The sequence below is a fragment of the Paenibacillus sp. ACRRY genome (assembly GCF_022346995.1).
Classification (GTDB): Bacteria; Bacillota; Bacilli; order Paenibacillales; family Paenibacillaceae; genus Paenibacillus.
Window position 1 is genome coordinate 1 of record NZ_JAKRNM010000009.1, and the last position, 11,126, is coordinate 11,126.

Annotated in this window: 7 protein-coding genes, 11 tRNA genes and 1 rRNA gene; 18 read left to right on the forward strand and 1 reads right to left on the reverse strand. The window is 46.1% G+C overall.

The annotated features are described in order from the left end of the window. From rrf to MH144_RS23760, 12 genes are all read left to right on the forward strand, one after another. Nucleotides 1–108: ribosomal RNA gene (gene rrf, locus MH144_RS23705) — 5S ribosomal RNA — on the forward strand; the annotation flags it as partial. An 84-nt stretch (nt 109–192) separates the two neighbouring features. Continuing rightward, nucleotides 193–268 (forward strand) — tRNA-Asn (locus MH144_RS23710). A gap of 3 nt (nt 269–271) precedes the next feature. Further along, nucleotides 272–344 (forward strand) — tRNA-Thr (locus MH144_RS23715). Nucleotides 345–354: 10 nt separating this feature from the next. Continuing rightward, a tRNA-Glu gene (locus MH144_RS23720) sits at nt 355–426 on the forward strand. A 6-nt stretch (nt 427–432) separates the two neighbouring features. Further along, nucleotides 433–508 (forward strand) — tRNA-Val (locus tag MH144_RS23725). 10 nt (nt 509–518) lie between these two features. After that, nucleotides 519–593 (forward strand) — tRNA-Gln (locus tag MH144_RS23730). Nucleotides 594–601: 8 nt separating this feature from the next. Next, nucleotides 602–674 (forward strand) — tRNA-Lys (locus tag MH144_RS23735). Nucleotides 675–684: 10 nt separating this feature from the next. Further along, nucleotides 685–765: transfer RNA gene (locus tag MH144_RS23740), tRNA-Leu, on the forward strand. Nucleotides 766–775: 10 nt separating this feature from the next. Beyond that, nucleotides 776–850 (forward strand) — tRNA-Gly (locus MH144_RS23745). 9 nt (nt 851–859) lie between these two features. Continuing rightward, a tRNA-Arg gene (locus tag MH144_RS23750) sits at nt 860–936 on the forward strand. A 16-nt stretch (nt 937–952) separates the two neighbouring features. Next, nucleotides 953–1,026, forward strand: a tRNA-Pro gene (locus tag MH144_RS23755). Nucleotides 1,027–1,038: 12 nt separating this feature from the next. Then, nucleotides 1,039–1,109 (forward strand) — tRNA-Gly (locus MH144_RS23760). Nucleotides 1,110–1,329: 220 nt separating this feature from the next. Here MH144_RS23760 and MH144_RS23765 read toward each other — a convergent pair. Further along, nucleotides 1,330–1,611 (reverse strand): WGxxGxxG family protein, encoded by a 282-nt coding sequence (locus MH144_RS23765; protein WP_239304755.1) that lies wholly within the window; start codon nt 1,609–1,611, stop codon nt 1,330–1,332. Nucleotides 1,612–2,377: 766 nt separating this feature from the next. On the opposite strand from MH144_RS23765, the gene ppc reads away from it, so the two are divergent. The 6 genes from ppc to glmM all read left to right on the forward strand — a co-directional run bounded on the left by ppc (nt 2,378) and on the right by glmM (nt 10,908). Beyond that, a complete protein-coding gene (gene ppc, locus MH144_RS23770; protein ID WP_239304757.1) occupies nt 2,378–5,170 on the forward strand; it encodes a phosphoenolpyruvate carboxylase in 2,793 nt (930 codons plus the stop codon). 260 nt (nt 5,171–5,430) lie between these two features. Continuing rightward, nucleotides 5,431–5,997 carry an RNA polymerase sigma factor SigW gene (sigW, locus tag MH144_RS23775; RefSeq protein ID WP_017692117.1) on the forward strand — a complete coding sequence of 189 codons (567 nt, stop codon included), beginning with the start codon at nt 5,431–5,433 and terminating at the stop codon, nt 5,995–5,997. 133 nt (nt 5,998–6,130) lie between these two features. Beyond that, nucleotides 6,131–6,745, forward strand: coding sequence for a zf-HC2 domain-containing protein (locus tag MH144_RS23780; RefSeq protein ID WP_095361676.1), 615 nt, complete (start codon nt 6,131–6,133; stop codon nt 6,743–6,745). A 423-nt stretch (nt 6,746–7,168) separates the two neighbouring features. After that, on the forward strand, nt 7,169–8,002 hold the full coding sequence (cdaA, locus tag MH144_RS23785; protein WP_095292238.1) for a diadenylate cyclase CdaA: 834 nt from the start codon (nt 7,169–7,171) through the stop codon (nt 8,000–8,002). Then, nucleotides 8,002–9,498 (forward strand): CdaR family protein, encoded by a 1,497-nt coding sequence (locus tag MH144_RS23790; protein WP_239304759.1) that lies wholly within the window; start codon nt 8,002–8,004, stop codon nt 9,496–9,498. Before cdaA ends, MH144_RS23790 begins: the two co-directional genes overlap by 1 nt. A 69-nt stretch (nt 9,499–9,567) precedes the next feature. Continuing rightward, nucleotides 9,568–10,908, forward strand: a complete 1,341-nt coding sequence (gene glmM / locus MH144_RS23795) for a phosphoglucosamine mutase (RefSeq protein WP_239304761.1) — start codon at nt 9,568–9,570, stop codon at nt 10,906–10,908. Nucleotides 10,909–11,126 lie beyond the last annotated feature (218 nt).

Consider the following 11,126-nt stretch of genomic DNA (forward strand, 5'->3'; position numbering starts at 1 on the left):
GATAGCGGAGGGGTTCCACACGTACCCATCCCGAACACGACCGTTAAGCCCTCTAGCGCCGATGGTACTTGGACCGAAGGGTCCTGGGAGAGTAGGACGCTGCCAAGCGAACTCTTTCATCATACATAGAAAACAGGCTCTGCATGTTAGCGTTGTACGATGAATTGCATTTGCCCTGCAAATGCATATTATTCCCTGATAGCTCAGTTGGTAGAGCACTCGACTGTTAATCGAGTTGTCACAGGTTCGAGTCCTGTTCGGGGAGCCATTTGCTCTCATAGCTCAGTAGGTAGAGTGCATCCATGGTAAGGATGAGGTCACCGGTTCGATCCCGGTTGAGAGCTTTGGAAATGGGGCCCGTTGGTCAAGGGGTTAAGACACCTCCCTTTCACGGAGGTAACAGGGGTTCGAATCCCCTACGGGTCATAGGATGGAGGCTTAGCTCAGCTGGGAGAGCATCTGCCTTACAAGCAGAGGGTCGGGGGTTCGAGCCCCTCAGCCTCCACCATCTTGATTATTGGGGATTAGCCAAGCGGTAAGGCAACGGACTTTGACTCCGTCATGCATAGGTTCAAATCCTATATCCCCAGCCATTTATTTAGAGCCATTAGCTCAGTTGGTAGAGCACCTGACTTTTAATCAGGGTGTCGAAGGTTCGAGCCCTTCATGGCTCACTTGTTATATGCGCGTGTGGCGGAATTGGCAGACGCACTAGACTTAGGATCTAGCGTCTTTGACGTGGGGGTTCAAGTCCCTCCACGCGCATCCTTTATAAGCGGACGTGGCTCAGCGGTAGAGCATCGCCTTGCCAAGGCGAGGGTCGCGGGTTCGATTCCCGTCGTCCGCTCCAATATTATATGCGCCCTTAGCTCAGCTGGATAGAGCGTTTGACTACGAATCAAAAGGCCGGGAGTTCGAATCTCTCAGGGCGCGCCATTATTTTTATCAATATCGGGATGTAGCTCAGCTTGGTAGAGCACCTGGTTTGGGACCAGGGGGTCGCATGTTCAAATCGTGTCATCCCGATTTTATAATTACGCGGGTGTAGTTCAATGGTAGAACTTTAGCCTTCCAAGCTAATAGCGTGGGTTCGATTCCCATCACCCGCTTAGATGATTTTAAGAGCAGCCTCTACACGATGTAGAGGCTGCTCTTTTCTATATGACAACGTTTAGGGTAATATATAAAAAAACAAATGTAAGAAGCCAAGACCTCCATGTTAGAAGGTCTTGGCTTCTTGTGCTCTGTGCATTACTTAGTACATCAAACGAGACAGCCTAAAAGGGCTTCTAAACACTTTAGTTGCGTTTGGGAGCCTTCGGATAGCTATTAGCGCTCGTGACGGTCAGACACTTTTCTACGCATACCTGCTAAGCCAAGAAGTCCGAGCAAACCGAGCCAGCCCCAGTCCATATCATTGTCTCGGTCAGTTGCAGCATTTGCACGAACATTGTTCGTACGGTAGTCACCCGTGTTGTAGTTTGTGCTGTTCATTTGTGTACCACGGTTTTGATCCATACCATGGTTTGCTGAACCATTTGCAGCGGCAGGGCCAGCTAATGCTGCCACTAGGAGTGTAGAAGCAATAAGTGTAGATACCTTTTTATTCATCAGATGTCGCCTCCTTTTTGTTTGAACTATATCTAATCTGCCTTTTACTAAATAAAATTATGTAATTGTTTGTGCGTTAAAATATCCCTCTGGCATAAGTGAACATGCTACATAAAAATTTGCCCACTAATATTAGTTAGGCAAGAATCCCATTTACCCTCAAACTCTTCGGAGATCCAGAATAAACTTTAATGAAGAATCATTTAAAATGACTTAAAGAAACTATTTTGAGCATTAAAACGCATTTAACATAATCAGGTATCAATTCTGGCTTGGTTACATCACTGAATCATCTTTGCTTATAGCCCCTAGGTTGTCGTTTCTATAAGGGGAGGTAGCAAATGATAATAAATTTTTAAATTGATACTTTAATTTATTACATCACTGTGGTAAAGTATACAAAAGCTTGCTTTGCCGGTCATGTTTTTGCCTGGAGATTGAACTGCTTAAATCATGGACATTTTATGATACTCTTCTGTATAAGTGATATTTAATCTTGCTGTATATTTATAAATAAACGCGAATATGTATAAGATGTTTGTTTATATATAGCATGTGAAAAAGATATCATGCGACAAGCTTTTGCCCATTAAATGAAGCAAATCAAGAAAATGAATAATAAAGTGCGTTTTTGTGCGGAAAATCGGGGATAATCCCCTTTTTTACTAATAGAAAAATAAAGATTTTCGTACCATTTTATTGTATGATGTTATGAAGGTGTCAAATTTACGTGTACGAATGTGAACGATCAGATGGGAGGATAAGCATGACTGAAACTATGGTAACCGCCAGCAAAAGCCAATCCAACAACCTGCTTCGGCGAGACGTGCGGTTCCTGGGCAATATACTCGGAGAAGTTCTTGTCCATCAAGGAGGCACGGAGCTTCTCGATATCGTTGAGAAAATTCGGGAAACGAGCAAATCGTTGCGTGCAGAATTTTTGCCTGAACTGTATACAGAGTTCAAAACGATGATCCAGGAATTAGATTCTGAAAATCGTCACCAGGTCATTCGAGCTTTTGCAATTTATTTTCAATTAGTTAATATTGCTGAACAAAACCATCGGATCCGGCGTAAACGGGATTATGAACGATCTGCAGGGGATGCAGTACAGCCTGGTTCGATCGAGAAGGCCGTACAGGATCTGAAGGAACGCGGATTGTCTCATACCGAAGTAGAGCAGATTCTGGACGAATTGTCGCTGGAACTGGTTATGACAGCTCACCCAACCGAGGCTATGCGCCGGGTTATTCTGGATATCCACAAACGGATATCTGAAGATGTCATGCTGCTTGATAATCCTACGCTGACGTTGCGTGAACGTGAACAATTGCGGGAAAAGCTGTTGAACGAAGTTATTACACTCTGGCAAACAGATGAACTTCGCGACCGCAAACCGACTGTACTTGATGAAGTACGGAACGGTATGTATTATTTTCACGAAACGTTGTTCCACGTACTTCCGGATGTATATCAGGAGCTTGAACGCTGCCTGAATAAATTTTATCCTGACCACGACTGGCATGTGCCGACGTATTTGCGCTTCGGTTCCTGGATCGGTGGAGACCGGGACGGAAATCCTTCGGTAACTTCAGACGTAACGTGGCAGACGCTGTTGATGCAGCGCAAGCTCGCTTTGCGTGAATATCAGCGGATTATGATTGAGCTCATGGAACATCTTAGCTTCAGTACGAACATCATTCGTGTGTCGGATGAACTGGTTGAGTCCATTGAGCAAGACCGCAGCTGTGTCACTTTGAAGAAAGTAGACATTTGGCGTAATGAGAAAGAGCCTTATCGGATCAAACTGGCTTACATGATTGCCAAAATGAATAATGTACTTGACGAAAATAAAGTCGGACAGCCGGACCGTTATGACAGTGCTCAGGAATTGATCGATGATCTGATGATTATTGACCGCAGCCTGCGCCATCATTTTGCGGATTATGTAGCGGATACGACCGTTCGTAAAATGATCCGCCAAGTGGAGCTTTTCGGATTCCACACCGCTGCGCTGGATGTTCGTCAGCATAGTCAGGAACATGAAAATGCGATGTCCGAAATTTTGGCCAAGATGAATATTGTTGAAGATTATGCTCGTCTGACGGAGGACGGTAAAATTGATCTGCTAGCTCGCTTGCTTGAGGATCCGCGTCCATTAACTTCTCCATATCATCAGTACAGCGAAGGAACAAAAGAATGTCTTGATGTATTCCGGACAATCAAGCGTGCACAGAGTGAGTTTGGTACAGGCTGCATTACAAGTTACCTGATCAGTATGACGCAGGGAGCAAGTGATCTGCTGGAAGTCATGGTATTTGCCAAGGAAGTAGGATTGTTCCGCAAAGGACAGGGTGGAGAGATTATTTCGACACTTCAGGCTGTGCCACTGTTCGAAACCATTGATGACCTTCATGCCGCTTCTGATATCATGCAGAAGCTCTTCAACCTTCCGGTATATCGCGCAAGCGTAGCATCCCGGAATGAGCTGCATGAAATTATGCTCGGTTATTCAGACAGTAACAAAGATGGCGGAGTGGTAACGGCTAACTGGGAGCTACGGGTAGCTATGAACGCCATTACTGCTGTTGGTAATAAGCATGGCGTCAAGCTGAAGTTCTTCCATGGTCGTGGCGGTGCATTGGGACGTGGAGGCATGCCGCTTAACCGCAGTATTCTTGCACAACCACCGCATACGATTGGTGGGGGAATCAAAATTACGGAGCAGGGCGAAGTCATCTCATCCCGCTATTCCCTGCAAGGTATTGCTTACCGCAGTCTGGAGCAAGCGACATCGGCATTGCTCACAGCTGCACTGAACGGAATGGAGCCACAGGAATCAGTATCTGAACAACGCTGGGATAGCATCATCAAGGATATTTCCGAGGTATCTCTCACGAAGTATCAAGACTTGATCTTCCGTGATCCAGACTTCTTCAATTTCTTTAAAGAATCAACACCGTTGCCAGAGGTTGGTGAGCTCAACATTGGTTCAAGACCATCCAAACGGAAAAACAGTGATAAATTTGAAGACCTGAGAGCAATCCCATGGGTATTCGCCTGGACTCAAAGTCGCTATCTTCTCCCTGCATGGTATGCAGCTGGAACAGGCTTGCAAAGCTACTACCAGAATAAAGAGGAAAATTTGGCTGTCCTCAAGGACATGTATGCCAACTTCCCATTCTTCCGTACACTTATTGATACGGTACAGATGGCTGTTGCCAAGGCAGATCTTGTGATTGCCAAAGAATATTCCGCGATGGCCTCCAACAAGGAAGCACGTGATCGCATTTATGGTCAGATTGAGTCTGAATTCAAGCTGACAAAAGAACTGATTTTGAAAATTACCGGAGAAGCAGAGATTTTGGATGATGTACCGGTAATCCAGGAATCCATTCGTTTGCGTAATCCTTACGTTGATCCATTGTCCTATATGCAGGTGCAGCTGCTTAGTGAGCTGAGAGACATGCGTGAGCGCGGGGAAGATGATACCGAGTTGCTGCGTGAAGTGCTGCTGACGATTAATGGTATTGCTGCAGGACTTCGCAATACGGGCTGATGCATTAACCGCCCCATAATGATTCATGTAGTGAATAGTTAATGGAATTGGATAATAAAATGCACGGTTCTCTCCGCAGTCTTGTGGGAGAGATGAAACGGGACTCCAGTAGGGGTTCCCGTTTTTACTGTTTTTGGTGGATATTTTCCGGCACAGTCTTGATTTTTGACCAAAGTTGATTTACGATTTGATTGGTGAATTACAAGTGTGGACGGGTATCAGAAGGCGGAAGACCCATCAGCATGTCTGGGGGAATAAAGGTGGACAATTTGGAGAACAGGCTGGTTAAGCTGGTCCTAAAGGGTGATCAGCGGGCCTTTGCAGAAATCGTAGAACTATACAAGGACAAGCTATTTCATTTGGCATACCGGATGCTGAACAATCGTCATGAAGCTGAAGACGTTGTGCAGGAAACGTTTTTGCGTGTGTTTCGCAATATGGAGAAATATGATCCGAACCAGAAGTTTTCAACCTGGATCTACCGGATTGCAACCAACTTGTGTATCGACCGTTTACGGAGGAAGAAACCATCTTACTCTTTGGATGCCGAGTTGAATGATCAGGAAGGATCCGATGGTTATGCCATGCTTCCAAGTGATGATCGTACACCAGAGAGCGAAGCACTATTGTCAGAAACACAGACGCTCATTCGTGAGGCTATTGACAGTCTGCCGGCCAAGTATAAGTCCGTCATGATTTTGAGATATTTACAGGACTTGTCGCTTCAAGAAATCAGTGATGTCACAGGCATGCCCGTAACAACGATCAAAACACGTGTGCATAGGGGCCGTGACTTTTTGCGTAAAAAACTGGAATATAAGCTGTAAATCAATTTCAATTTTTTTAGGCGAAATTATTTGAAACATATCCGAAACGGATGCGTATGTAATGTATGCAAGTCTTATGCGTGGTATTTGAAGATGCATGGACTAAGTGATCTAAGAAAGGATTGGCTCTCATATGGATTGCAACTCGGCCGTCTCTTTAATGCATGAATGTTTGGATGAGTCGTTGTCCCCGGCCCAGAAGGTAGAACTGAAAGGTCACCTTGTTACCTGTCCGGAGTGTCGCATGCGCTTTAAAGAGTTGGAACAGACGGAAATGCTGCTCTTTGCCATGAAACATTATTCACCGTCTGCCTCGGATGAGCTGACCAATCGTATTATGAATGCTCTGCCACAGCCCAAGAGACAACAGGTATGGCTCAAATGGGTCAAAGGACATCCCGCGCTGACGGCGGCAGCCTTCTTTTTGGTCGTGATGCTCTTTAGCGCTTGGAGCTTCTGGGATCAGAATAACGAAATGGTCGTTAAGGGGAATAATCTGGACCAGATCGTCATTGAAGGAAACACGGTTATTGTTCCTCAAGGCAAGTCAATTGCGGGCGATCTTACGATAGAGAATGGTACCGCCCAGGTATATGGTGATGTAGATGGCAATCTGACAGTGATCGACGGACAACTGTATCAAGCTTCGACGGCGCATATTTCCGGTCAGGTGAAAAGCATTGATCAGGCGCTAGACTGGTTCTGGTACAAAATAACCAATATGGTGAATGAAGTGGCTTACCGCTAGCACAGGGTAAATTCTTCAATGGTATATACCAAGCAGGGTACCTCCAGTTTGCATGGGGTACTCTTTTTTTATTGGTGACATTGTAATTTATGGTATTTGTGTTGTTTCTGCGCAGTTTGTGACTGGCGTAACTTGCAACCTGAACGTTATCGTTATAACCTAGATACTAAAGAGAACATACTACTACATATAGATAAGCATTTTGCATCTATCCGATAAGGGTCTTCCGATCGGCAAGATATAGAGCCAATTGGTTTTATTCGTTTATACACGGGTTGGACCTGGGAACTGGATACGCTCCAACTTCAGCAGTCGGAAGCTTGTCGAAAGATGTAAAAGCTAAGACCATGGATTATTCAAAATCCGAATGGGTTAATATGAGATCAGGGTTTACTCATCAATGGGGATAGCGGGGGCTAGCTTATGAACTATTTTGCTGACTTAACGTGGAAAGAGTCCATTAAGGACGTTATCGATATATTGATTGTTACCTATATTATGTACAAACTGATTTTGCTTGTACGGGGTACACGTGCTGTCCAGCTGCTTAAAGGTATTCTGTTCCTTGTGGTGATCTGGGCACTAAGTACGTGGCTAAACCTGTATACGCTCAAATGGCTCATGAACCAGATGTTCACATTTGGTGTGGTAGCCGTCTTTATTATATTTCAACCGGAACTGCGCCGTGGTCTGGAGCAACTGGGACGTGGTAAATTGTTCGGACGCTCAACAGCAGCCAGCGATGAAGAATTAACGGTGTTAATTGGGGAGATTATCAAGTCTGTTAATTATTTGTCTCGTCGTAAAATTGGTGCGCTTGTTGTCTTCGAACGGGAAACGGGCTTGAATGATTACACGGAATCCGGGATTCAGATGCAATCGTTGGTTAGCTCGGAACTGATGATCAATATCTTTATTCCAAATACACCGCTCCATGATGGGGCTGTTATTATCCAGGGCAAACAGATCTCTGCAGCGGCATGTTATTTGCCATTATCCGAGAATCCGTTTATCAGCAAGGAACTTGGAACCCGTCACCGTGCCGCCATCGGTATCACGGAGGTAGCCGACGCGATCTGTCTGGTTGTCTCAGAGGAGACAGGACAAGTATCGCTGGCGATGAATGGACAGGTCGTTCGTGACATTAAGGAAGAGTCGCTGATTGCCAAGCTATATGAAGAGCTTCGTCCAACATCCAATCTAAACAAAAAGAATAACTGGACTTCCTTCTGGAAACGGAAGGGGGGAACGAAGTAATGGATAAATGGTTCAACAATAATAACTTTGCCAAGGTCCTTGCGCTTGCAGTCAGTTTGCTGCTCTGGTTTATGATTCATCTGGATGAAGTCCCTACCACGCCAACGATTGCTACTGGAACGACCAACAAGGTGGTAGAGCGTACCGTACCTGTTCAGCCCTATGGCCTTGACAGCAATTCGTATGTGCTCACTTCATTAAGTACGGATGAGGTACGACTGGAGATCAAAGGACAGCGTTCCATGTTAACTTCTATATTTACAAATGATGATTATAAGGTACTCGTTGACCTGAGTCAGGTCAAAGATGGCTCCAATACGCTGCCGCTCGTTCCCGATCTGCCTTCTGGCGTCGAGGTGGTTAGCATGGAGCCTTCCATGGTTACAGTCAATGTAGAAAAATTGGGCACCAAATCCTTCAATGTGAATATTGTACCCGAAGGAGATCCATCCGCTGGATACAGCCTTGGCACCCCTGTCGTAGAGCCGTCTGGTCCGGTTAAGGTAACTCTGCCGGAAGGGCAGTTGGACGCTGTAGCGAAGGTTCAGGGCAGTGTGAGCGTGAAGGATGCAAAGGATGATGTGGCGCAGAAAAAGGTGAAACTGCAGGCATATGATGCAGAAGGCAAAGTACTTGAGAATGCAGTCATTACGCCTCAAACCGTTGAAGTTCGCATTCCGGTTAATCAGCCCTATAAATCTGTACCCTTAAGAATCAAATATTCAGGACAGCTGCCGGAGGGATTGGTACTGTCCAGTGTGGAACCAAACGTGAAAGAAGTCTCGGTTTACGGTACGGATGGGGCGCTTGCGGGTATACAGGCCTACGACCAAGTTACCTTGGATCTTACACAATTCGAAGAGGCAGGTACATCGACAGTTAACGTGGACTTGACGCCGCCTCCGGGTTTTGAGAAAATCGAGCCTAGTTCGATTCAGATCAAGGTTACTGTGTCACCATATGATGAGACAGAGGAGACAACAAAGGTCTTTCCCAATGTTCCCATAACTCTTACGGGGGTGGGAAACGGCTTGGAAGCTGCACTGGTCACGCCAAAGAGCGGCGGTGTAAATCTTACACTGAAGGGTTCTCCGAGTATGCTTGAAGGTCTGAGCGTCGAGGATATCAAGCTGATGGCAGATCTTCAGGGGCTTGCCGCCGGGACGCATGATGTGCAGCTGGATGCTGAATTGCCCCGATTCGCTGAGCTGGATGGTGCCTCTAATCCATTGAGCGCTACAGTCAAGATCAGTGAAAAAGCTGAGGATACGACAGTTCCCCCAAGCGAAGAGCCCACGGATGAAGGCAACGCCGGACCGGACCCTTCGCCTGCAGAAGTGGAGAACGGGGAGACGGAACCTGCACCTGATGAAGGGGAAACGACAGAATCGAATACGGATAATCAGGAGCAGCAAACCCAGCAAGGTAATACAACGAATCGAGGGAACTCGAGTAACAGCAGCGGTAGTAGCGGCACCAATGGCTCAAATCCGTAATGATTCAGAATGATTTGATAAAATAAATATTTGATGCTCTTATATGATGCGAATAAAAGGAGTTAGATCATGGGGAAATATTTTGGTACAGACGGTGTAAGAGGTGTTGCCAATAAAGAATTAACGGCGGAGCTGGCTTACAGCATCGGTCGCTGTGGCGGTTACGTGCTTGCTGGCGGTGTAGAGAGACCCAAAGTGGTGATCGGGATGGATACCCGGATCTCGGGACTGATGCTGGAATCTGCACTGGTTGCAGGTCTATTGTCCATCGGTGCTGATGTCATTCGTCTGGGCGTTGTATCCACTCCAGGAGTGGCCTATATTGCTCGTTTGCTTAAAGCCGACGCGGGAGTCATGATCTCGGCTTCCCATAATCCGGTAGAAGATAACGGAATCAAGTTTTTTGGCGGGGACGGTTTCAAATTATCTGACGAGACAGAGAACCGGATCGAAGAACTGATGGATGCAGAAACGGATCAACTGCCACGTCCTGTTGGCGGCGGATTGGGTACCGTAACGGTGGATGAGCAGTCGCGTTACAGTTATCTCGAATATTTGAAAACAACCGTAAACGAGTCATTCTCCGGACTTAAAATTGTACTCGATTGTGCAAACGGAGCAGCTTATGAGCTGGCGCCTAAATTGTTTGCAGAGCTTGGGGCAGAAGTCATTGCAATTGGTGCTGAGCCTAACGGCCTGAATATCAATGAGCAATGTGGTTCCACACACCCGGAGCATCTGAAACAAGAAGTGCTCAAACATAAAGCGGATCTGGGTCTTGCTTTTGATGGAGATGCGGATCGTCTGATTGCCATTGATGAAACGGGCGCTGAGGTCGATGGAGACTTCATTCTGTGCATCTGTGGTGATGCGATGAATCGTGCGGGCAAGCTAAAAGACAGTACAGTGGTATCCACCGTCATGAGTAATATCGGATTTTATAAAGCGACGGAGAAACTTGCACTGAAAACAGCTAAAACAGCTGTGGGTGACCGCTACGTGATGGAGGAGATGCGCCGCGGTGGGTATAATCTGGGTGGTGAGCAATCCGGCCATGTTATTTTCCTGGATTACAATACAACCGGAGATGGTATGCTGACTGCCATTCAACTCGTGGATACCCTCAAGGCATCGGGCAAAAAGCTGAGTGATCTGAAATCACTAATGACTCAATACCCACAAGTTCTGGTCAATGTACGAGTTGAAGACAAGAGCAAATACGAAGGTAATGCTGCAATCGAGCAGGCTATTACTACAGTAGAGCAACAGCTTGGTGATAATGGACGTGTTCTTGTTCGCGCGTCTGGTACAGAGTCTCTGATTCGTGTTATGGCGGAAGGACCAGATAAAGCTGAATTGGAACAGTTCGTATCTCAGATCGCAGATGTGGTGCAAAAAGAACTGGTTTAACTCCTTAGATATACATTTTGTGAACACTTTCCCACTGTGGGGTTGTCATCATAAAATGTTATAATAAAGGGTATATGCTTGAATCAAGAACTGAAATCCCGCGTCCCGATTGGTAAGGCCAAAGGTCTAATGATCCGGTCGGGATTGTGGGTAAATATGCTGAATTCGTCACAGGTACTTTGCTCCATTGCAAAATGAACCTGACGTGCATATAATGA

Bases quoted from the DNA above. Each gene is read 5' to 3' on its own strand.
- MH144_RS23765 (WP_239304755.1), bottom strand. From the start codon at position 1,611: ATGAATAAAAAGGTATCTACACTTATTGCTTCTACACTCCTAGTGGCA.
- ppc (WP_239304757.1), top strand. From the start codon at position 2,378: ATGACTGAAACTATGGTAACCGCCAGCAAAAGCCAATCCAACAACCTG.
- MH144_RS23780 (WP_095361676.1), top strand. From the start codon at position 6,131: ATGGATTGCAACTCGGCCGTCTCTTTAATGCATGAATGTTTGGATGAG.
- cdaA (WP_095292238.1), top strand. From the start codon at position 7,169: ATGAACTATTTTGCTGACTTAACGTGGAAAGAGTCCATTAAGGACGTT.
- MH144_RS23790 (WP_239304759.1), top strand. From the start codon at position 8,002: ATGGATAAATGGTTCAACAATAATAACTTTGCCAAGGTCCTTGCGCTT.
- glmM (WP_239304761.1), top strand. From the start codon at position 9,568: ATGGGGAAATATTTTGGTACAGACGGTGTAAGAGGTGTTGCCAATAAA.